Annotated in this window: 25 protein-coding genes; 11 read left to right on the top strand and 14 right to left on the bottom strand. The window is 71.1% G+C overall.

The genetic code is table 11. From position 1 onward, the window contains the following. Window positions 1–7: 7 nt before the first annotated feature. The 3 genes from BWI15_RS08250 (at window position 8) to BWI15_RS08240 (ending at window position 2591) form a co-directional block, all read left to right on the top strand. Window positions 8–1288, top strand: a complete 1281-nt coding sequence (locus tag BWI15_RS08250; RefSeq protein ID WP_077013697.1) for an MFS transporter — start codon at window positions 8–10, stop codon at window positions 1286–1288. After that, entirely contained in the window at window positions 1285–2262 is a 978-nt protein-coding gene (locus BWI15_RS08245; RefSeq protein ID WP_077013696.1) for a PD40 domain-containing protein, read from the top strand. The genes BWI15_RS08250 and BWI15_RS08245 overlap by 4 nt, the downstream gene beginning before the upstream one ends. 89 nt (window positions 2263–2351) lie before the next feature. After that, on the top strand, window positions 2352–2591 hold the full coding sequence (locus tag BWI15_RS08240; protein WP_143465446.1) for a hypothetical protein: 240 nt from the start codon (window positions 2352–2354) through the stop codon (window positions 2589–2591). On the opposite strand, the gene rox is transcribed toward BWI15_RS08240, so the two are convergent. Further along, window positions 2548–3978, bottom strand: a complete 1431-nt coding sequence (gene rox / locus BWI15_RS08235; RefSeq protein ID WP_077013694.1) for a rifampin monooxygenase — start codon at window positions 3976–3978, stop codon at window positions 2548–2550. The genes BWI15_RS08240 and rox overlap by 44 nt on opposite strands. 127 nt (window positions 3979–4105) lie before the next feature. Continuing rightward, a complete protein-coding gene (locus BWI15_RS08230) occupies window positions 4106–5479 on the bottom strand; it encodes an FAD-dependent oxidoreductase (RefSeq protein WP_077013693.1) in 1374 nt (457 codons plus the stop codon). 74 nt (window positions 5480–5553) lie between these two features. Between BWI15_RS08230 and BWI15_RS08225 the strand changes: the two genes are divergently transcribed. Then, window positions 5554–6864 (top strand): cytochrome P450, encoded by a 1311-nt coding sequence (locus BWI15_RS08225; RefSeq protein WP_077013692.1) that lies wholly within the window; start codon window positions 5554–5556, stop codon window positions 6862–6864. Between the two features lie 28 nt (window positions 6865–6892). Here the strand turns inward: BWI15_RS08225 and BWI15_RS08220 are convergent, their stop codons facing one another. The 3 genes from BWI15_RS08220 to BWI15_RS08210 are packed head-to-tail and all read right to left on the bottom strand — an operon-like array spanning window position 6893 to window position 8417. Further along, window positions 6893–7279: a hypothetical protein gene (locus BWI15_RS08220; RefSeq protein WP_077013691.1), complete on the bottom strand. Its 387-nt coding sequence runs from the start codon at window positions 7277–7279 to the stop codon at window positions 6893–6895. 42 nt (window positions 7280–7321) lie between these two features. Continuing rightward, complete coding sequence (locus BWI15_RS08215) at window positions 7322–7936, bottom strand: hypothetical protein (protein ID WP_077013690.1); 615 nt, start codon at window positions 7934–7936, stop codon at window positions 7322–7324. Between the two features lie 37 nt (window positions 7937–7973). After that, window positions 7974–8417 (bottom strand): Hsp20/alpha crystallin family protein, encoded by a 444-nt coding sequence (locus BWI15_RS08210; protein WP_077013865.1) that lies wholly within the window; start codon window positions 8415–8417, stop codon window positions 7974–7976. A 181-nt stretch (window positions 8418–8598) separates the two neighbouring features. Here BWI15_RS08210 and BWI15_RS08205 point away from each other — a divergent pair, with 181 nt between their 5' ends. Continuing rightward, window positions 8599–8793, top strand: coding sequence for a hypothetical protein (locus BWI15_RS08205; RefSeq protein ID WP_077013689.1), 195 nt, complete (start codon window positions 8599–8601; stop codon window positions 8791–8793). 69 nt (window positions 8794–8862) lie between these two features. Here the strand turns inward: BWI15_RS08205 and BWI15_RS08200 are convergent, their stop codons facing one another. Continuing rightward, the gene (locus BWI15_RS08200) at window positions 8863–9813 is read right to left on the bottom strand and encodes a helix-turn-helix transcriptional regulator (RefSeq protein WP_077013688.1); all 951 of its coding nucleotides are present in this window, start codon (window positions 9811–9813) and stop codon (window positions 8863–8865) included. An 89-nt stretch (window positions 9814–9902) separates the two neighbouring features. Here BWI15_RS08200 and BWI15_RS08195 point away from each other — a divergent pair, with 89 nt between their 5' ends. Both BWI15_RS08195 and BWI15_RS08190 read left to right on the top strand, forming a co-directional pair. Beyond that, on the top strand, window positions 9903–10325 hold the full coding sequence (locus tag BWI15_RS08195; protein ID WP_077013687.1) for a VOC family protein: 423 nt from the start codon (window positions 9903–9905) through the stop codon (window positions 10323–10325). 96 nt (window positions 10326–10421) lie between these two features. After that, a complete protein-coding gene (locus tag BWI15_RS08190; protein WP_077013686.1) occupies window positions 10422–10895 on the top strand; it encodes a carboxymuconolactone decarboxylase family protein in 474 nt (157 codons plus the stop codon). 95 nt (window positions 10896–10990) lie between these two features. Here BWI15_RS08190 and BWI15_RS08185 read toward each other — a convergent pair whose 3' ends face one another. Next, window positions 10991–11542, bottom strand: coding sequence for a GNAT family N-acetyltransferase (locus BWI15_RS08185; protein WP_237771192.1), 552 nt, complete (start codon window positions 11540–11542; stop codon window positions 10991–10993). Between the two features lie 55 nt (window positions 11543–11597). Here BWI15_RS08185 and BWI15_RS08180 point away from each other — a divergent pair, with 55 nt between their 5' ends. Further along, window positions 11598–12101 carry a winged helix-turn-helix transcriptional regulator gene (locus BWI15_RS08180; protein WP_077013684.1) on the top strand — a complete coding sequence of 168 codons (504 nt, stop codon included), beginning with the start codon at window positions 11598–11600 and terminating at the stop codon, window positions 12099–12101. Here BWI15_RS08180 and BWI15_RS08175 read toward each other — a convergent pair. Then, window positions 12098–12421 carry a hypothetical protein gene (locus BWI15_RS08175; RefSeq protein ID WP_077013683.1) on the bottom strand — a complete coding sequence of 108 codons (324 nt, stop codon included), beginning with the start codon at window positions 12419–12421 and terminating at the stop codon, window positions 12098–12100. The genes BWI15_RS08180 and BWI15_RS08175 overlap by 4 nt on opposite strands. 53 nt (window positions 12422–12474) lie before the next feature. Between BWI15_RS08175 and BWI15_RS08170 the strand changes: the two genes are divergently transcribed. Continuing rightward, complete coding sequence (locus BWI15_RS08170) at window positions 12475–13002, top strand: MerR family transcriptional regulator (RefSeq protein ID WP_077013682.1); 528 nt, start codon at window positions 12475–12477, stop codon at window positions 13000–13002. A gap of 2 nt (window positions 13003–13004) precedes the next feature. On the opposite strand, the gene BWI15_RS08165 is transcribed toward BWI15_RS08170, so the two are convergent. Next, window positions 13005–13838: an ABC transporter permease gene (locus BWI15_RS08165; protein ID WP_077013681.1), complete on the bottom strand. Its 834-nt coding sequence runs from the start codon at window positions 13836–13838 to the stop codon at window positions 13005–13007. After that, entirely contained in the window at window positions 13835–14701 is an 867-nt protein-coding gene (locus tag BWI15_RS08160; protein ID WP_202817590.1) for an ABC transporter ATP-binding protein, read from the bottom strand. The genes BWI15_RS08165 and BWI15_RS08160 overlap by 4 nt, the downstream gene beginning before the upstream one ends. A 161-nt stretch (window positions 14702–14862) precedes the next feature. Here BWI15_RS08160 and BWI15_RS08155 point away from each other — a divergent pair, with 161 nt between their 5' ends. Continuing rightward, entirely contained in the window at window positions 14863–15798 is a 936-nt protein-coding gene (locus tag BWI15_RS08155; RefSeq protein WP_077013679.1) for a GbsR/MarR family transcriptional regulator, read from the top strand. Here the strand turns inward: BWI15_RS08155 and BWI15_RS39260 are convergent. The 3 genes from BWI15_RS39260 to BWI15_RS08145 all read right to left on the bottom strand — a co-directional run bounded on the left by BWI15_RS39260 (window position 15773) and on the right by BWI15_RS08145 (window position 18268). Then, window positions 15773–15913: a hypothetical protein gene (locus BWI15_RS39260; RefSeq protein WP_168197276.1), complete on the bottom strand. Its 141-nt coding sequence runs from the start codon at window positions 15911–15913 to the stop codon at window positions 15773–15775. The two genes, BWI15_RS08155 and BWI15_RS39260, sit on opposite strands and share 26 nt — an antisense overlap. A 68-nt stretch (window positions 15914–15981) precedes the next feature. Then, on the bottom strand, window positions 15982–17088 hold the full coding sequence (locus tag BWI15_RS08150; protein WP_077013678.1) for an NAD(P)/FAD-dependent oxidoreductase: 1107 nt from the start codon (window positions 17086–17088) through the stop codon (window positions 15982–15984). Between the two features lie 394 nt (window positions 17089–17482). Further along, entirely contained in the window at window positions 17483–18268 is a 786-nt protein-coding gene (locus BWI15_RS08145; RefSeq protein ID WP_077013677.1) for a hypothetical protein, read from the bottom strand. A 98-nt stretch (window positions 18269–18366) separates the two neighbouring features. Here BWI15_RS08145 and BWI15_RS08140 point away from each other — a divergent pair, with 98 nt between their 5' ends. Next, window positions 18367–19887 (top strand): FAD-dependent oxidoreductase, encoded by a 1521-nt coding sequence (locus BWI15_RS08140; RefSeq protein ID WP_077013676.1) that lies wholly within the window; start codon window positions 18367–18369, stop codon window positions 19885–19887. Here the strand turns inward: BWI15_RS08140 and BWI15_RS08135 are convergent. After that, on the bottom strand, window positions 19884–20705 hold the full coding sequence (locus tag BWI15_RS08135; RefSeq protein ID WP_077013864.1) for a sigma-70 family RNA polymerase sigma factor: 822 nt from the start codon (window positions 20703–20705) through the stop codon (window positions 19884–19886). The two genes, BWI15_RS08140 and BWI15_RS08135, sit on opposite strands and share 4 nt — an antisense overlap. Between the last annotated feature and the right edge of the window lie 22 nt (window positions 20706–20727).

Genomic DNA, 20727 nt, shown 5'->3' with positions numbered 1-20727 from the left:
ACCGCTGATGTATCTGGCGAACAGCCGGGCCGCCGACCAGGCCACGCGCCGGGTCGGCGGCACCCCGCGGTGGCACCGCGTGCCCGGGAACGTCCTGGCGCTGGGAGTGGTCAGCCTGGTCACCGACATCTCCGCCGAGATGGTGACCGCGATCCTGCCGCTCTACCTCGTGCTGGGCCTCGGCCTGAACCCCCTCCAGTTCGGCCTGCTCGACGGCCTGTACGCCGGTTCGACGGCGCTGCTCCGGCTCGTCGGCGGGCACGCCGCCGATCGCTGGCGGCGTCTGAAGGCCGTCGCCGGCATCGGCTACGGCCTGTCCGCGATCTGCAAGCTCGGCCTGCTCGCGGCCGGCTCCTCGGTCGCGGCGATCGGCGCGGTGCTCGCCGTCGACCGGGCCGGCAAGGGCATCCGGACGGCGCCCCGCGACGCGCTGATCTCGTTGAGCAGCGAACCCGAGACGCTCGGCAGGTCCTTCGGGGTTCATCGCGCACTGGACACCTTCGGCGCTTTCCTCGGCCCGCTGGTCGCGGTCGGCGTGCTGTGGGCGAGTCTCGGCGACTACGGCGCGGTCTTCGTCGCGAGCTTCTGCATCGCGGGGTGTGGTGTCCTGCTGCTGGTCCTGCTGGTGAAGGACCTTCGGCCCGGTGCGGCCTCAGCTCCTTCCCTGTCCGCGGGCGAGGCGGGCGAAGCCCGCGAGCCCGTGCCGCTGCGGACGATGATCGGCCTGCTGACGATTCCGTCGTTCCGGCGGTGCTGTGGCTGGGCCGCGGCGCTCGGGCTGGTGACGATCACCGACTCGTTCGTCTATCTGGCCCTGCAGCGCCGGTGGGAGATCGAGAGCACGTGGTTCCCCCTGCTGGCACTCGGTACGACCGGAAGCTTCCTGATCCTCGCCGTACCGCTCGGCCGGCTGGCCGACCGGGTCGGACGCTGGAAGGTCTTCCTCGCCGGGCACGCCGCCCTGGTAATCGCGCTGCTCCTGATCTGCGGACCGGCGACCAGCAACTGGATCGCGGTCGTCGCGCTCGCCCTGCACGGCTGCTTCTACGCGGCGACCGACGGCGTACTGCCCGCCACCGCGGGTCCCCTGTTGCCCGAGCATCTGCGGGCGACCGGTCTCGCGTTGCTCCAGACCGGTCAGGCACTGGCGCGGATGGTGTCCGCAGTACTGGTCGGTCTCGTGTGGACGGTGTGGGACCTTCGCCCGGCGCTGATCGCCACCACCGTCGCGTTGTTGCTGGTCACCGTCGCGGCCGCCGCCTTCAAACCCTGGGAAGTGAAGCGATGAGAAAGCTCCTGCTCGGTCTGCTCGGCACCCTTGTCCTGGTCGGCGGGGGGATCACGTACGTCGTGGCGGCGCGCGGCGGTGGCCCGGCCGCGAACGCGCAGCCGGTGGTGACCGGCGAGCCGATCACCCTCTCCCCCGGCACGGTGCTGTTCCGCAACGCGGCCGCCGGACCGGCGTACGGGCAGGTGGCGGCGTTGGCGGCACCGGGCGCGCCGCGCAAGGTCGCGGACTTGCAGTGCGACCGTTTCGCGGCCGCCCGCGGCACCGGGATCTGCCTGCGCGCGAAGCCCGGTTCCCTGCCTCCGCTCAGCGAAGTCCTTGTCCTGCGCCCCGATCTGCAGGTGCGGCACCGGCAGACGCTGCCCGGTACGCCGAGCCGCGCGCGCGTCTCGCCGGACGGCAAGATCGTGAGCTGGACCCTCTTCGTCACCGGCGACTCGTACGCCGCGACAGGCTTCTCCACCCGCAGCGGTCTGTACGAGGTGGACACCGGCCGCCTGGTCAAGAGCATCGAGGAGCTTCCGGTGTTCGTCGACGGCCGTCGCTACTTCGCGCACGACGTCAACTACTGGGGTATCACCTTCGGTGCCGACGGCAACCGGTTCTACGTGACGCTCGGCAGCAAGAACAAGACCTACCTGATCGAGGCCGACTACCGCTCCTACCGGGGCACGGCGATCCTCGAGAACGCGGAGTGCCCGTCGCTGTCACCCGACGGGCGGCGGGTGGCCTTCAAGCAGAAGAACCCCGACAGCACCTGGCGGATCGCCGTACTGGAGCTCGCCAGCCGCCGGGTCAGCTACCCGCCCGAGTCCCGGCATCTCGACGACCAGGTGCTCTGGCGGGACAACACCACGCTGCTCTACGCCCTGCAGCGCGGCGACAAGGGCAGCGACGTCTGGTCGACCCCGATCAGCCCGACAGGTCGGCCCGCGCTGCTGATCCCCGACGCCACCTCGCCCGCCATCGCCTGAGGCGTCGCGGCGGCGCGCATACGGCTGGGTACCAGTGGCTCCCCGGTCAGGCCCGAGCCGGGGTCGCCGTCCCGAAAAAGGTGATCGAGATGCTGGCTCCTCAGCCCGCCACGCCGGTTCCCCAGTCCACCGCCGCTCTCAGCCTCCGCGTCCTGCTGTCGGCCGCCGCGTTCCTGGTCTGCGCCGTGAGCGCCGTCGTCCTGGCGCTGGCCGGCGTGCCGCACATCCTTGTCGTCGGCCTGGCGCTGCTGGCGGCCGTCGCGCTGATCGACGTCGGCGGCGCGCTCAGCTGCCGTTCGCTGCCCCGAACCACCGCGCGAGATGACTGACCAGGTCCGCCTGGTCCTCGCCGACCCACGCGACGTGGCCGTCGGGCCGGAGTAGAACTGCCGGGGCGTCGAGCGCCTCGCTGACGTCGTCGACGCGGTCAACACGGTCGTCCCAACCGTCCACCGAGAGCCGTCCGGTCTGGTCGAGAAGAAGTCCGCGCCCGGCGTACATGCGGGAGTAGAGGCGACCGCCCTTCAGCTCCACGTCGCGCAGCCGCCGGCCGAGCAGGTCAGGTCCTTCGCCGAAGTCGTAGCGGACGTTGACCGCGATGATCTTCTCGGTCAGGTAGCGGTTCACCTCGTCGAAGTCCATCAACTCCGACACCAGCCGGCGGACCGCCTGCGGCCCCGGCTCCAAGGACACCAGCAGGCTCTGCGCGCGCGTGTTGTCCAGTACGTCGGCCGCCACCGGCCGTCGCTCGATCTCGTAGCTGTCCAGCAACCCGTCCGGCGCCCAGCCGGCGAGTTCGGCGGCCAGCTTCCAGCCCAGGTTGAACGCGTCCTGAACCCCGAGGCCGAGGCCCTGCCCGCCCATCGGTGGATGGATGTGCGCCGCGTCGCCGGCCAGCAGCACCCGTCCGACCCGGTACCGGTCGGCCAGCCGGGTGCTGTCGCCGAACCGCGACAACCAGCGCGGCGAGTGCACCCCGAAATCGGTACCCGCGACAACCACCAGCTGCCGCTGGAACTCCTCGAACGTCGGCGGCAGACTCCGGTCCTCCGCCACCCCCTCGGCCGGTACGCCGACCCGGTACATCCCGTCCCCGAGCGGCATCAAACCGAACCGCAGCTGGGTCTTGCGCACCTCGGTCTGAACGGCGTCGATCGTCTCCGGCGGCGCGGTCACCGACATCTCGCCCAGCAGCGTGTCGGCCGTGGACGGCTCGCCCGGGAAGCCGACGCCGATCAGCTTTCGCACCGTACTGCGGCCACCGTCGCAGCCCACGACGTACCGGGCCCGCAGCCGTGTCCCGTCAGCGAGTTCGACCTCGACCCCGTCGTCGTCCTGGCTCAGCCCGACGGCTTCGGCGCCGCGCCGGATCTCGGCACCGGCCTCGACGGCATGCTCCTCCAGAACGCGGTCGATGGCCGGCTGAGGGATCGCCAGCACGTACGGATGCGAGGTGTTCAGCTGCTCCGGCGCCGGTTTGCGGATCCCCGCGAAGAAGCCGCCGAGCGGGTGCTGGCGACCGATCGCCAGGAACCGCTCCAGCAGGCCGCGCTGATCCATCACCTCGATCGTGCGGGCGTGCATCCCGAGCGATCGGACCACCTTGGTCGGCTCGATCAGCTTCTCCAGCACGACCACGTCGACGCCGTGCAGCCGCAACTCCGCCGCCAGCATCAGCCCCGTCGGCCCGCTGCCCACCACCAGAACGTCCCTCATGAATCCCACTCCCCCAGTTGTCGTCCGGCAACCTGCGGGATTCTCCAGGACGAACCGGGGCTTGCGGCAAGTCCCCCGGTCGGCTATAACCTGAAAGTGGCAGGGAGATTCGCTCTCCTTGCTTTTGCTATCTCTGCAGGGGTTTTGTCGCCGGTCCGTCCAGGACGGCGCCGTCCGCGGCGAAGCGCGAGCCGTGGCACGTGCAGTCCCAGGTGAGCTGGGACTCGTTCCAGTCCAGCGGGCAGCCCAGGTGGGTGCACACCGGTTTGTCGGCCCCGGCGAGGCGCTGCACATGCTTGGTGGTGAAGTCCTTGCCGACCTTCAGGTTGTGCTTGATCAGCTCCGCGATCGCGGCCGGGCCACCGATTCTGGACGCCGGATAGAGATCGGCGTACGGATGCTGCTGCCCCGAGATCTGGTCGGACAGGATCTCGGCGGCGACCGTGCCCTGGGTCAGCCCCCACTTGTTGAAGCCGGTCGCGACCAGGACACGCTCGGACCCGGGCACCGAACCGACGTACGGGAGCAGGTCGGGGCTGCTGTAGTCGTGGGCGAACCAGGAGTGGTCCGCGGTGAGGGTGCCGGTGTTCCAGGTCGAGCCGACCCAGTCCAGCAGCGCTTCGGGCGTGGCGTCGCCGACGACGATCAGGCCGTTCGGGCCTCCGCCCAGCCAGGGCCGGGTCGAGCGAACCGGGTCGTCGACCGTGATCGCCAGGCCGGCCGGTGCCTCGTGCGGCAGCTGAACGGCGATACCGGTGGACCCGCGCGGCTGCACGCGGGCGAAGAAGCCGCCGGTGAGGCCGATCGGTGACAGCGTCGCCATCACCGCGTGCCCGGCGGTGATCGTCGCACCGGTGTCCGTGGTCACCGTCACCGTGTCGTTCTTGGTGTCGACGTCGGTCACCCGGCTGCGGTCGAAGATCCGGGCACCGCGCTCGCCGACCGCGGCCGCCAGCCCGGCGAGGTACTTCGCCGGATGCAGGTGGACCTGGTCGGCGAACTCGACGCCACCCAGGGCTCCCGGGATCCCGACCTCCGTCACGAACCGGGCCGGCAACCCCAGCTCGGCACAGAGCTCGGCCTCCTGGCGCAACGCGTCGAGCTGGTCGGACGAGGTCGTGTAGGCGTACGACGAAGCGCGGGTCAGCTCGCAGTCGATCGACAACGCCTCGACCAGGCCGACCACCTGCGTGATCGCCGATTGATTCGCGGCGCCGTACCGGCTCGCCGTGTCGCGGCCGTGCCGGTCGGCCAGCCGGCGGTAGATCGCGCCGTGCTGGGACGACACCTTGCCGGTCGTGTGGCCGCTGGTCCGGCCGCCGACGCCACGGGCCTCGACGACGATCACGTCGGCGCCGTCGTCGGCCAGCAACAGGGCGGTGGTCAGACCGACCAGGCCACCACCGATCACCACCACATCGGCGGACAGGTCTCCGGCCGCGGGCTCGTAGGTGGGCATCGTGGTCGTGGCCAGCCAGACGCTGCGCGGTGTCTCCGTCATGACAGGCCAGTACCCCGGCGCCTGCCGCCGTACCCGACGGGTTTGTCCCGGACCGCCGCGGGCACCAGGACCGCATGGCGACCCAGCTCCCGACCGCCTCGATCATCGACTCCGCACGGGCAGCTCGAGACGTCCTGCTCCCGGTCGTTGCCCAAGGCGCGATTCTGCGCCGCCCGCTGTGGACCGGGTTCGCCGAGCGGATCGCCGCCGACGACCGCGCGCCGCGGCGCGTCCGGGCCCTGCGCCGCAAGTACGGCGACGGGCCGGTCCTGCTCCGGCTCCCGCTGCGTCCGTTCGCGCTGGTGCTCGGGCCGGCCGACGTCCGGCGGATCCTGGACGAGACGCCGGAGCCGTTCTCGGCAGCCACCACCGAGAAGGTGGCGGCCCTGAACCACTTCCAGCCGCACGGCCTCCTGGTCACCGATCCGCCACTGCGGGCCGCCCGGCGTGACCTCAACGAGCAGGCACTCGACACCCACCGGCCGGTTCACCGGCACGCGGACACGATGCTCGCGGCGATCACCGAGGAGTTCGGCAGCCTGTACGGCACGCTCGGCTGGGACGACTTCCGGGCGCTCTGGTACCGGGCCGTGCGCCGGATCGTGCTCGGCGACGCGGCCCGCGACGACGACGAGCTCATCCGGTTGCTCGACGGGCTGCGCGGGAACGCCAATTGGGCGGAGTTCCACCACAGCGACGATCGCCGCCGGCACAGCTTCGAGCAACAACTCGCACCGTACGTCGAAGCCGCCGCGCCCGGCAGTCTCGTCTCCGCGCTACCGCCCGCGGACGGCGTACTGGATGCGGCCGGGCAGGTCCCGCAGTGGTTGTTCGCCTTCGACGCGGCCGGGATCGCGTTGTGGCGGCTGCTCGCCGTACTTGCTGCTCGGCCGGAGTTCGCCGAGCCGGTGCGGGAGGAGGCCGAGCATCCCGATCGTTCACCGCTGCTCGCGTACGCCGGTGCCGCCTTGCAGGAGTCCGTGCGGCTCTGGCCGACCACCCTGGTGATCCTGCGCGAGGCCCGGCAGGAGACGCGATGGAACGGCGGCACCGCGCCCGCCGGGACGGAGTTCGCGATCGTCAGCTCGGTGTTCCACCGCGACGACGAAGCCCTGGACTTCGCCAACAGCTTCGCGCCCGAGATCTGGCTCGACGGACGGTCGGACGGCGACTGGCCGCTGATCCCGTTCAGCGCGGGGCCGGCCGTCTGCCCGGGGCGCAACGTGGTGCTGCTGACCACCAGCGCCGCGACCAGCCACGCGGTCGCGCACTACGACCTCGACGTCGATCCGGCCACCCGGCACGCGCTCACGCAGCCGAAGCTCCCGGCCACCTTCGACCACACGTCGGTGCGCCTCGGGTTCTGGCCGAGGAGTCAGGGCTGAGCGCAGCCGCGGACTGCTGTGCCGGCGATCAGCTGGCGACGGCGTACTGCCGGAAGGTCGTGCCGGCCGCCGTGCCCAGGTGCGGATCGGGGTCGAGCACGCGAATGCACAGGCCGGTGCGATCGGCGAAGACGGCATACCGGCCGAGCGCCGTACTGACCGGGGCGATCAGCCAGTCGAGCTCACCGTGCGACTGGTAGAACTCGTCGACGTCGCCCACCTCGTACACGCCGCCGGCCCCCAGCGCCGCCTCGGCCGGATCCCGCACCAGCACGATCGTCGGTCTGCCGGCCGGTGCGCCCAGCAGCGCCGTCTCGTCGTCCGGCCAGCCCAGCGTCTCCAGCCCGAGCCCGCGGTAGTAGTCGACGCTGGCTTCCAGGTGTTCCACCGGACGAACTTCGAACAGCAGCTTCATCGTTCTCCCCTTCACCTGTAGTGTTCCGGCCCGGGCGACGCCCTAACTCCCCGTCCGCCGGGCTCCGGCTTCGCGGACCTCGTTGGTCCGGTCCTCCACCGCGGAGATCCGCTCGGCCAGCAGCGGATGGTCCCGGGCAAGTCGCGGGCCGGCATCGGCCAGCGGCTCGAGCAGCGCGGCCGAATCGCTGCCACCCAAGGCGTCGTGCACCCGGTCGACACTCGCCTGGGTGGATCGGTCGAGCCCGTTCAGGGCGCTGACCTGTCCGGCGAGCCGGCGCAGGTCGGCGGCGTTGTCGCGCGCCCAGGCGACCACGGCCCGGTCTCCGGCCCGCTGGTCGCGGGTCGCCTGCACGCGTTGCTCGCCGGTCATCGCGGGCGCCTCGGCGTCCGCGTTCAACCGCAGGTACCGCTTCTCGGCGGCCTGCCGGCTGGCCACTCCGAGCGCCGGCGCGAGATCCGCCCAGCTGACCCCCACCGCACGCGCGGCGTCGATCAGCTGCGGCTCCCACGCCGTCAGCTGCTGCCGAAGACTCCGGATCCGCTGCAGAGCCGCCAGCAGGTCGGTCCGGTCGACGCCGTCCGCGCGTCGCGCGACCACGTCGCCGACGAAGGCGATCTCCGCCGCGGGGTCGCCGGGCGCACCGTCCTGCTCCATCGTGTCTCCGCTCGCAGTGGCCGTGGGCGACCTGTCGTCAGGCGTCGAGCTGGTGCGACTCGTTGCCGCTGGCATCGATTTTGATCTTGCGCGGCTTGGCCTGTGCGGCGACCGGGATCCGCACCGTCAGCACACCGTTGTCGTAGGAGGCCGCGATCCGCTCGGCGTCCAGGCCGTCGCCGAGGAACAGCTGCCGCGAGAACACCCCGAGCGGGCGCTCGGACATCTGCATCTCGACCCCGTCGCCCACCGGCAGCGGCCGGCGCTCGGCCTTGACGGTCAGCACATTGCGCTCGACGTCCAGATCGATCGCGTCCGAGGGCACTCCCGGCAGGTCGAACACCACGACGTACTCGTCACCGGAACGGTAGGCGTCCATCGGCATCGGGTTCGGCCGCGACCACGTTCCCGGCGTCACGCCGCCGGTCAGCTGCTGAGCCAGCCGGTCCAGTTCGCGGAACGGGTCAGTGCGCATCAACATCGTTTCCACCTCCACAGCTCGTTGTCCGGTCTGTCAATACGCAGCACCGTTCTAGCATGTCATCGAAACGATGACAAGTGCTGCGTCATCGAGTTGACGACGCTTGGGCATGCCACTGGGTACCAGGGGGCTGGTGTGTCTGGAAGTAGGCACCCATCGGGGAGCACGGAAAGGCACGACCATGACTGTGGGCGGAGTCGATACCTATTACGACTACGAGGACAAACAGTGGAAGCACCGCCGGCTCGGCGGAGGCCCGGTACGCCGTACGCCGGTGTGCCCGGCGCCGGAGTCGAAGGAGTCCAAGGACACGTCCCGCGAGGAGCGCCGTCGCGGCGTCCAGCGGCTGAGCGACAGCGACCCAGCTCGCTCCTGACAGGTCGCTCGACACTGCCTAGGGCGTGTCTCCTAATTCCGCAGTAGGCGGGGAACCAGGAGACACGCCCTAGCCTGATGCGTCGACGGCTCGCGCAAACCTCGCCGCCCAGTCCGCGACCGCGGCCGCGAGCTCGGGCGGTCCGACCACCCGGAAGTCGGTGCCGAGGGCACCGAGACTGAACAGCGGGCCGTCGAGGGAGTCCGTTTCCAGCACGACCCGGCAGCTTGCCGGCGTGAGGACGCGCACCTCGGCCCAACGACCGAAGTGGGCACTGACGATCTCGGCCGGCGCCTCGACGACCACCTCGACGTCGTACCGGCCGCCGGACGATCCGCCCAGCACTCCCGCGCGCACGAAGTCGGCGACGTCGTCGAACGGCGGCGTCCGCGGCCCGTACGGCGTACCGGTTCCTTCGGCGGTCGTGATCCGGTCGATCCGGAACGTGCGCCAGTCGCGCCGATCGAGGTCGTAGGCCACCAGGTACCAGCGCCGGCCGAGCGGAACCAGCTGCAACGGCTCCGCCTCCCGGGTGGTCAGCTTGCCGTCGATCGCGCGATAGCCGAACCGGACCCGTTCGGAGTCGCGGCAGGCGAGCGCCAGTGTGGTCAGCACCTCGTGGTCGACCGTCGTCGCGCTCGGCCACGGCGCCGGCGTCGTCGCCGACCGGACCGCGTTGAGGCGCGCGCGCAACCGCCGCGGCATCACCTGGACGATCTTGGTCAGCGCGCGCAAGGCGGCCTGGTCGTCGAGGTGGGACTGCACGGCGATCGCGAGCGCCATCGCCTCGTCGTCGTCCACCACCAAGGGCGGCAGCGACGCCCCCGGCGCCAGCGCGTAGCCACCGTCGACACCGGGATGCGCGTCGACCGGATACCCCAGCTCCCGCAGCCGGTCGACGTCGCGGCGCAACGTGCGGACCGACACCTCGAGGCGCTCGGCCAGCAACGGGCCGGGCCAGTACCGACGGGCCTGCAGCAACGACAGCAGCCGCAGGGTTCGCGAGCTCGTGTTCGCCATGACCTCAGCATCGCCGCCATTGCGGTCAGGAAGTGGCCGCGATGCTTCCTAGCGTGGCCGGCACATCATCCAGTTCTCGAGGAGACATCATGGCCATCACCACCACCACGCACCTCAACTTCCGCGGCGACGCTCGCGCGGCGCTGGAGTTCTACCGGTCCGTCTTCGGCGGCGAGCTCACGCTGGTCCGCTACGCCGACGCGGGCGCCGTCCAGGAACCGGCCGAGGCCGACCAGATCCTGTGGGGCCAGCTCCAGGGCGACCAGGGCATCCACGTGATGGCGTACGACGTTCCCGGGCGGCTGCCGTACGAGCCGGGCGTCAACGCGGTCTTCGTCTCGGTCCGGGGCCAGGACCCCGACGAGATCACGGCGTACTGGAAGGGGCTCGCGGAGGTCGGGCACGTCGTACAGGACCTCGGCCCGGCCGGATGGTCGCCGCTCTACGGCATGGTCCGGGACCGCTTCGGCGTGACCTGGGTGCTCGACGTCGCCGCCGAGTACGCCGGCTGACCGGAGAGATCCAGGTCACAGCGCGTCGTTGTCACATCCGGGTGGGTGAGAGCTGTCAGAGCGGTGACAACGGAAATCACAGCGAGGGAGATCGTCATGGACGCCCGTCTCAACCTTCAAGGCAACGCGCTCGCGGGTCAGGTGCTGAAGTACATCAACTCCGCCGGACGCGCTGTCAGTGGGTCGAGCCTGCCGCTGGCGACGCAGGAGCTGATGAAGCTGCGCGCCAGCCAGATCAACGGCTGCGGCTTCTGCACCGACATGCACTACAAGGACGCCGTCGCCGCCGGTGAGGACCCGCTGCGGCTCAACATGGTCGCCGCCTGGCGCGAGGCGACCGTCTTCACCGAGCCCGAGCGGGCCGCGCTGGAGTTGGCCGAGGAGGGCACCCGGATCGCCGACGCCGCCGGCGGCGTCTCCGACGAGGTCTGGGCGAACGCCGCCAAGCACTACGACGAGGACCAGCTGGTCGCACTGGTCTCGGTGATCGCGATCATCAACGCCTACAACCGGCTGAACGTGATGATCCAGCAGCCGGCCGGCTTCTACGAGCCGGGCATGTTCGGCTGATCGGTTCCGCCCTCCAGCATCCTCCGGCCGGCCCCGAACCAGGGGCCGGCCGGAGGCGCGAGGTCGATCGTGACGCGGAACCTGGCGCCGGTTCGTCAGATCGGGGTGGGCACGGTGAAGTTGATCAACGCGCCGTCTCGTTCGGCCGGGGCGGTGGGCCAGCGGCGGCGGATGAGGCGCAGCGTCCGGTCGTTGGCGGAGCTGACGACCAGGAGGAGCTGGGCGGCTCCGGCGGCGGTGGCGTGGGCCGCCGCCAGCGTGAGCAGGCGTAGGCCCAGACCGCGACCCTGGTAAGGATCCGCGACGATGGCGGCGAGTTCCGCGGTGGGTGTGGCGGGAGCGCCGTGCGCCCAGGCCCACATCGCGTGGGCGATCAGGCGGTTGTCGTGCTCGGCGACCCAGGACTGGCCGTTGGGGTGGAGCAGCGGCTCGATCAGTGAGCGGCGGGGCGGGTGGCCGACGGAGGTCTGGAAGCGGAAGTAGAGGCTCAGCTCGGACAGACCGTCGAGCATCTCCGACAGTTTGCCGAGGTCGCCCCCGGTCGCCCGGCGGATCGGGAACGCCTCGGTTCGACGCGGCGCGACGTCGAGGAGGGGACTGGCAGGCACAGCGACCGGCGGCGGAGGGCTCAGCTGAGTCTGATTCACAGATTCAGACTGCCCGCGGTTGGCTGAGTCTGTCAAGCGGACTTATCATCGGAGCATGAGCCAGCAGGAAACACTGTCGGAGACGAGGCCGGAGGCGCTGCGCTGGTCGACGGCGAACTGCACGATCTCGCGCACGATGGAGATCCTCGGCGACAAGTGGACGTTCCACGTGCTGCGCGAGGTGTTCGTCGGGCTGCGCCGGTTCGAGGACATCCGGACCCGGACCGAGATCCCCCGCCAGGTGCTCACCGACCGGCTCGCGCGCCTGATCGACCGCGGCCTGCTCCGCCGCGTCCCGTACCGGCTGCCCGGCCAGCGCGAGCGGTACGAGTACCGCCTCACCCAGGCCGGCCTCGACCTCTACCCGGTGATGGTCGCGCTGGTCCAGTGGGGCGACGAGCACCTCCCGCTCGACGACGGACCGCCGCTGATCGCCCGCCACCGCGGCTGCGGCGAGGAGGTCACGGTCACCATGCACTGCGCCGCCGGCCACGAGCCCGAGCCGCGCGAGGTCGCCTTCACCCCCGGGCCGTCGGCCCAGCCGAGGACGATCGACTAGGCGCGCGACTCCACGCCGTACTGGCGCCAGGTCAACGCGACTCCGGCCAGGCATCCGGCGACAGCGGTGGCCAGCGGCCAGTTCAGCGGGCCGTCGTCGAGCGTGCCGACGAAAGCGACCGTGAACACGCCCAGCCCGGCCCCGAACCCGATCGCCAGCGCGAGCACGGCCCCGCGCGACACCGGCAGGACGGCGGCGAGGGCCAGCAGGGCGACCACCAGGAGATCCGCGACGACGAACTCCCGCGGATGGTCGCCGATCAGCAGCAGCAACGCGGTGACGGCGGCGATCGCCACGGCGGCCAGGCGCAGGGTCAACATGCCGCGAGGCTAGTCGATAGTGGTACTATCGATCAAGACCCGAGAGGACCTGGATGCGGATCAACGAGCTGGCCGAGCGGTCCGGCGTACCGGCGGCGACGATCAAGTACTACGTGCGCGAAGGGCTGCTGCCCGGCGGCGCGCGAGCCGGCTACAACCAGGTCTCGTACGACGAGTCGCACCTGCACCGGATTCGGTTGCTTCGGGCCCTGACCGGGCTCGGCGGGATTCCGGTGGCGATGGTCAAGCGGGTGGTCGCGGCCGTCGAGGATCCGGAGCGGACCGTGCACAGCACGCTCGGAGAGGCGCAACGCGCGGTCGCCGCGAGCTCGGTCGACGAGGTGCTCGCGACGGCCGACGACCTCGGGCATGCCGACATCGCCGACCTGCTGAGTGCCTATCGGGACACGGCCGCTCAGCTGGCCGAGCTGGAGCTGAAGTGGCTGGAGCGGGCGGGTGACGATCTCGACGCCCTGACCGAGCGAGCCGTGATCGGCACCGTGCTGGGTGACGCACTGCTGGCCGCCGTACGCCGTGAGGCTCAAAAGCAGGCCTCACGGACGCACTTCGGTACGGACTGAACTCAGCCGACTCGTTGCAACGCCTTCTCGCGGCGAATCGCCACGGACGACCCCGACTCCCGGCGAGCCATCCGCCGGAGCAGGACCGGCGCGACGAGGAGTCCGAGCACAGCCCAGGCGCCCAGCACGGCGACGGTTTCCAGGTGCCGCCAGGACTCCCCGACCTCCACCACCACAGTTGCATCTGGCAACAAAGCCGAGCGGGTCCCGAGTCCCATCCAGTAGATCGGCGAAACCTGCGCGACCACCTGGAGCCAGCCCGGCAGTGCGCTGAGCGGATAGAAGATGCCCGAGATCGCTATCATCGCGAGCACCGGGAGCTGCACCAGTCCCTGGGCCCGCGCGCTGGGGAAGGCCGAGCCCAGGATCGCGCCGATCGGCAGGGTCGCGAGCAACCCGAGCAGCAGCACCCAGACCAACGTGAGCAACGACGTCAGCGAGAACGCCAGACCGTCGACCAGGAACAAGCCCGGCACCAGCAAGATCGCGAGATCGGCGATCAGTCCGCCGGCGACCGAGACGACCTTGCCGACCAGATAAGCCTGGACGCCGGCCGGCGTCGCCTTCGCGCGCAGCAGCGTGCCGTCCTCGCGGTCCGCGGTCAGTTGCTGGCTCATGCTGACCATGCCCATCGCCGCGTTCATGCCGAGAATGCTCGGCAGCGCGAGGGTTCCGAGCAGGATCCCCGTCCCGGCGAACTCGCGGTCCCGCAGGAAGTACAGCGCGACCAGCATCAGGACCGGCCAGAGGAAATGGCTGACCAGGTCCGCCCCGTTGCTGAACGACTGCCGCAGCTCGATCATGCCGCGCGACCAACCGATCCGCCATGCGGTCATCGGCCCTCCCCCACCAGCGCCAAGTACGCGTCCTCCAGCCGGGCCCGGCGCACCTCCAGGTCTTGCACCGCGTCGCCGTACCGGGTGAACAGATCGCGGACGAAGGCGGTCGACTCCCCCGTCAGCTCCTCGTACGCCGTACCGTCGATGCGCCAGCGGACCTCGTCCCGGCCCGCGATCTGGCGGGTGAGCTCGTCGGGCGTGCCGCTCGCCAGGACCCGGCCGTCGGACAGGACGAGGATCCGGTCGGCCAGCTTGCTCGCCTCGTCGAGGTCGTGCGTGGTCAGCAGGATCGTCGTGTGCAGGTCGGTCGCCAGCCGCCGGACCAGCGCGTGGAAGGCGTACCGCGCGGCCGGGTCGAACCCGGTCGTCGGTTCGTCGAGGAACAGCAGCTCGGGCCGCCCGACGATGCCGATGGCAACATCCAGCCGGCGGCGTTGCCCGCCCGACAACGTCTTGAGCTTGTGGTCCGCGCGATCGGTCAGTCCGACCAGCTCGATCAGCTCGTCGGCGTCCCACGGCCTCACGGTCGTCGCCGTCGCGTACGGCGCGTAGTACCGGCCGAGGTGGGCGAGCAATTCGCGGACCCGCCATTTGCCGTGGTCGCGCCAGGACTGCAGCACCACCCCGAGCCGGGCCCGCCAGGCCTCGTCGCCGTGGGCCGGATCGACGCCCAGCACCGTGACGGCACCGGCCGAGCGCATCCGGAAGCCTTCGAGGATCTCGATCGTGGTCGTCTTGCCCGCGCCGTTCGGGCCGAGCAGTGCGAGCACCTCGCCGGGACCGACCGCGAAACTGACGTCGTGCAGCACGTCGGTGGCGCCGTACCGCATCCGCAGTCCGCGCACGTCTATTGTTTCCATGACTGTGAACGCTAGGGTTCGCTCGAACCACCGGCAACGCTGATCATCGTCAGAATCCCTTGTTTTTCGGCGATTCCAGCGATTCAATGCAATGGACCTGACAGTGAATGCAATCGGCCGTTGCAATGAGCTGTGGATGAACGCACCAGGGAGGAGGACCGATGCCAGGAGACCGGCTGCGCCAGGACGAGCGTCAGGCGATCGCCGCCGGGCTGGCCGACGGTCTCGGGTACGCCGAGATCGCGCGCCGGCTCGATCGGCCGACCTCCACCGTGAGCCGGGAGATCGCCCGCAACGGCGGCCCGCGCGGGTACCGGGCCGAGCACGCGCACCACGCCACGGCGTACCGGGCTCGGCGCCGGCATCGGTCCGACCCGCCCGCGTCCGCACCGGGCGAGGATCCCGCCGTCCTGGAGTTCGTCGAGCGCTTCGCGGCGACGATGGTGGCCAACGGTGTCCCACGGATGGCCGCCCGGGTGCTCGCCCTGCTCTCCACGACCGACGAGCCGAGCCTCACGGCGGCGCAGTTGGTCGGCCGGCTGCGGGTGAGCCCGGCGTCCATCTCGAAGGCGATCGCCTACCTGGAAGAGATCGAGCTGGTCGAGCGCGGGCGCTCACCGGACAGCCGCCGCGAGCACTACCGGATCGCCGACGACGTCTGGATGCGCGCCTGGGTCACCAGCGCCCGCGCGAACGCCGCTTGGGCCGAGCGAGCCCGGGAAGGCGCGGCCCTCTTCGACCCCGGTACGCCGGCCGGCGCGCGGCTGCACCAGATGGCCCGCTTCTTCACCCAGCTCAGCGACGACATGGCCGGCGGCCTCTCGTCCGCCGCCGCGGAAGACGCGGCCACCGTGCTCGCCGCGCTGCTGCACGCGCGCCGCCCACTCACCGCACCCGAGCTGACCGATGCCCTCGGCTGGGCCGCCGATCGGGTCGCCGACGCCCTCCGCGACGCCGAGACCTACGCGCCCTTCACCGATCCCCTGACGCTCGACCGGCCCACGCCCACCACGTACGCCGTCGCGGCAGCACCTGGGCGGCTGACTCCGGCCCAGCGCGACGCGCTCGCCGTCAGGGCAGCAGGTCGACCGGGATGACGCCCGCGAGCACGAGGACGATCAGGACGAGCCCGACCACGGTCGGCGCCCACTCCTCGCGGGAGCGCAACCAGTCGGTGCGCTTGTCCTCGCGAGCTGTCGATTCGTCCAGCATGGACCCACCGTAGAAGGAATCCATTGGCCAGTGGGCAGATCGACAAATCGCTCGGATGCTGAGACGACTCAGCGCCCGACCAGCGAGCGCAGCACGCGCGAGGTGATCCGCCCGTCGGCCAGGCCGAGCGCGACCAGGTCGTCGAACACGCGCTGGTCGGCGGCCGCGCCACGGATTCCCGCGTCGAGGATGCGCGGGGATCCGGACAGGCGTCCCGCGAGCGTCGCGTGCCGGAAGTGCGCGGCGAGCGGACGGACGAGCTTGCGGTACGTCGCTCCTGCCTCCGACCCGGCCCGAGCAGCCCGGCCGGCGTGCAGCCCGGTGGCGACGGCGTAGTAGATGCCCTCGCCGGTCATCGGGTTGATCAGGGCGGCGGCGTCCCCGGCGAGCAGGACGCGGCCGAGCTGTGGGCGCCAGGTCCAGGTGGTGAGTGGCAAGTGGTGCGCCTTCCACGACGTACCGTCCCGGGTCGAGTCCGGCAGGAGTTGCTCCAGCTTGGCCAGCAGATCCGCACGCGTCGGGTGCGGGCGGCCCGGGTGCAGCGCCTCGCCGTAGCCGACGTTCGACAGGCCGTCGCCCCGGTCGAACGACCACGCGTACGACGGCTGCCGGCCGGGCCCGTACACGATCACCTGGCGGGCGTCGCGGCCGTCGCGCGTCGGCGCGTACCCACGCAGCGCCAGCGCGGCAGGCGCCGGTTTCACCCCGAGCGCCCGCCGTACGACGGACTGCGCGCCGTCCGCGCCGACCACCACCTTCGCCGCGATCGTGCCGTCCAGCAGGACGCAGTCGGGGCGGAGTTCGACCGAGCGGACCCGATGCTCGACCAGTTGCGCGCCGGCCGCCGTCGCCGCCTCGACCAGTCGCGCGTCGAACACCTCGCGCGGAACCACCCAGGTCGCACGCTGCATCTCCCGGTCGACCACCAGCCCGTCGTGCTCGAGCGCCAGCCGGCGGACCGGCGTCCAGTCGTCGACCAGCCCGGTCACCCCGACCGACGCGAGCAGGTCGAGCACGTGCGGCGCGATCCCGTCCCCGCACGTCTTGTCCCGCGGGAACCCGGTCCGGTCGAGCAGCAGCACCGACAGCGTCGGGTCCGCGGCGAGCGCGCCCAGCGCAGCCGCCGTCCCGGCCGGGCCGGCACCGACGATCGCGAGGTCCCACACGGGTTTCACCTTCGCAAGCCTAGGGCGTGGTCGCGCATGCGCTACCCGAGAACGGGTGTTCGGCCCAGTGTTTCGACGTCGCGCCATCCAGCGGCGGATCCGCGCGATGGTCCTGGACGACGGCGGCCCGGGCTGGGCCTGCCGCTGCGGCTGAAGAAGGCGATGCGGGAGACCGGAGCCGATTCGACCTGATCGGCACGGATCCCCGGTTCGTCGGCCGCAGTACGCCGATCGACTGCGGCTGGTCGACCGGTACCCTGCCCGGGCCGGTTATCGAGCTGGTCCGGACGTTGTTCCAAGCAACGAGTGACCGGTCGAGCCGATCGCGGTCACGGCGCAGCCGCTGGAGTTCTTCTTCACCGCAAAGACCGAGCCGTACTTCGGGGCGCTGACCCGGAACGTGTCACCGCTCAGGACGGCGGCGGGTGCGCGGCGTACGACGCGACGGGGGCACGCTCGGCGGGGTCCGGCGCCGCACCACCCGGCGATCGGCGTGGCCGGTCCCCTCGGCGGACGGCGTGATCGTCCGCGGCTCGTCGAGATCGACCACCCGCGGCACGTACGCCGGGACCGGCTCGTCGTACTCGTCGCCGTACTGCTCGATCTCCGGCTCGGGCTCCGGGACCCGCACCGGAACCGGAGCCCGGGCGGCCGCTTCCTTGCTCGCTCGCGGCTTCTCGTCCACGCGCGCCACCGCCGTCGCCGGCACCACGACCGGCACCGCCCGCACCGGCCACCGGGTCTGCACCTCGACCCCGAGCACGCGCACCAGCTTGCCCAGGACAACGATCATCAGCGCCACCGAGAACACGGTGCAGCCGGCGAACAGCACCGCCTGCCAACCGGCCCGCCAGTTCGACGGATCGGTCCGGCGCATCGCGGAGACCATCGCCACCAGCACGGCGTTGGTGAGGCCGAGCACCACGGTCGCCAGCACGGTCCAGACCAGTTCCCGCCGTTCCAGCCCGACGTCGTCGGCCGCGGCAACCAGTCCGGCGACCAGCCCGGCCAGCACCGGCACGGTGTAGACCAGCGCCAGCGCGAGCCCCGGACTGGCGATCAGGTAGAACACGTCGAACACCAGCGCGGTTCCGGCCAGGGCACCGGCGAAGGCCACCACCATCCGCGGATACCACCGCACCACGGCGATCGCATCCTTGGGCAACGTCCAGATCATCCGGTAGTACACGGCCCCGATCCCAGGCTAGTGAGCATCCCCCTCATTGTGCCTCTACCCCCGCACCGACCGTGACAACCGCCCGCGTGAGTCGGCCCTAGGCTGGCCCGGTGAACGACGCAGCCCACGAGACCGAGATCGTCGTGTACGGCGGGACCGCGGCCGGTGTGACCGCGGCGGTCGCCGCCGCGCGGGAAGGCGCCCGGGTGATCCTGCTGGAACCGGGCCGCCATCTGGGCGGAATGGTGTCCGGCGGCCTCGGCTACACCGATCTGGGCGACGCCCGCGTGCTCGGCGGCCTGGCCCGCGAGTTCATGCTCGCCGTCGCCGACCGGTACGGCGTACCGGCGGGCCACTACGCCGGCCCGGAACCGCATGTCGCCGAGCAGATCTTCACCGACTGGCTCACCGAGGCCGGCGTGGACGTCGTCTTCGAGGCCAGGCTGCTGAGCGTGGACGTCACTGAGGGCGAAATCCGCGCGCTCAGTACGACGGCCGGGACGTATCGGGCCGGGATGTTCGTCGACGCCGGCTACGAAGGCGATCTGCTGGCCGCCGCGGGCGTGCCGTACGCCGTGGGCCGGGAAGGCAGGTTCAAGTACGGCGAGTCGCTGGGCGGCCGGCAGGAGTTTGCCCCGGGCAAGCACCAGTTCCCGACCGCGGTGTCCCCGCTGCAGGACGGTGAGCCACTGCCGCTCGTCCACCAGCGTCCACTGGTCGCGCCAGGTGAGGGCGACGGCGGAGTGATGGCCTACGGGTTCCGGGTCTGTCTCAGCTCGGCGCCGGACCGGCTGCCGTTCGAGCAGCGGCCGGGCTACGACCCGGCCGAGTGGGAACTGGCTCGCCGGTGGTTCGCCGTCCTGCGGGCGAACGGTGTGGAACCGGCCGCCGGCGACGTGATCGGCCTGGTCCCGAACCTGCCGAACGGCAAGTGCGACGGGAACTCGATCGGCCCGCTGTCGCTCAGTCTGCTCGACGGAACCAACTGGGCCTACCCGGACGCCGACGAGGAGCTGCGCGAACGGATCCGCCGCCGGCACGCCGACTACACCCGCGACTTCCTCTGGTTCATGACCACCGACCCGGCGGTCCCCCGGTCGGTCCGGGACGGCCTCGGGGCTTGGGGGTTCGCGCCCGACGAGTTCGACGGCGGCCTGCCACACCAGTTGTACGTCCGTGAGGCGCGGCGGATGAACGGCGAGTACGTGCTGACCCAGCACGACCTGCTGCCCCGCCCGGTCCGCCAGTACGACGCGATCGCGATGGGGTCGTACCACATCGACATCCGCGAGGTGCAGCGCACGTGGGCGGTCGCCTACGAGCATCCGGACCCGGCACCGTGGGTTTTCAACGAGGGCTACCTGTCGGTCGCGGTCGCGCCGTACCAGATCCCGTACCGGTGCATCGTGCCGAAATACGACGACTGCCGGAACCTGCTCGTCCCGGTGTGCCTGAGCGCGTCGCACGTCGCCTTCGCGTCGGTGCGGATGGAGCCGCAGTACGAGTTGCTCGGGCAGGCGGCAGGACTCGCGGCCGTGCACGCCCTCCGGGCTGGTTGCGCGGTGCAACAGCTCGACGTACGGCAGCTGCAGGAACGGTTGGTTGCCGCGGGCGCCGTCCTCGCGCTCTAAGCCGCGGCCGGCATCGGGGCGAGTTTCGCGCGCAGGTCGTCGAGGATCCGGCGCAGGACGCGGGACACCTGCATCTGGCTGACCCCGATGTCCGCGCCGATCTCGGACTGGGTCCAGCCCTCGACGAAACGCAACTGCAGGATCCGCCGTTCGCGCGGACCGAGGTCCTGCAGGACCGGCTGCAGCATGTCGACCGCTTCCAACTGGTCGATGCTCGCGTCCTCGTCGTCGGCGACCACGTCGGCCAGGGTGAGTTCGGCGTCCGGCTCGGCCGGCCGATCCAGCGACAGGACGTTGAAGCATCCCCGCGCGGCCAGCGCCTGCTCGACGTCGGCCACGTCCACGTCGAGGTGGTCGGCGATCTCGGCCGGCGTCGGTTCGCGGTTCAGCTCCTGCTCGAGCAGCGGCAGCTTGGCGGCGATCGTGCCCTGCATCTCCTGCAGCCGGCGCGGAATCCGCACGGTCCACGCGCAGTCGCGGAAGTACCGTTTCACCTCGCCGCGGATGGTGGGGATCGCGAAGCCGATGAACGGCGTGTCGGCGTCCAGGCGGTAATGGTGCGCGGCCTTCACCAGGCCGAGCGAGGCGACCTGCTCCAGGTCGTCGGCCTCGGCCCCGCGACCGCGGAACCGGCGGGCGATGCCCTTGGCCATCTCCAGGTTGAGCTCGACGACCTGTTCGAGCAACTGCCGCCGCTCGGTCTCGTCGGTGCTGGCGGCACGGCGTTCGAGCAGTTCGTGCGTAACGGCCTCACGGGCGGCCCGATCGGCCGCGGTCGAGCACTGGGTGGGCACGGTCTCAACGGAAGAAGAAGCCATCGGTACGACCTCGCGACAGGTA

The organism is Kribbella sp. ALI-6-A (assembly GCF_001984195.1).
Classification (GTDB): Bacteria; Actinomycetota; Actinomycetes; order Propionibacteriales; family Kribbellaceae; genus Kribbella.
Note: the sequence above shows the minus strand (reverse complement) of the source record. Positions and strands in the feature narration are given on the sequence as shown.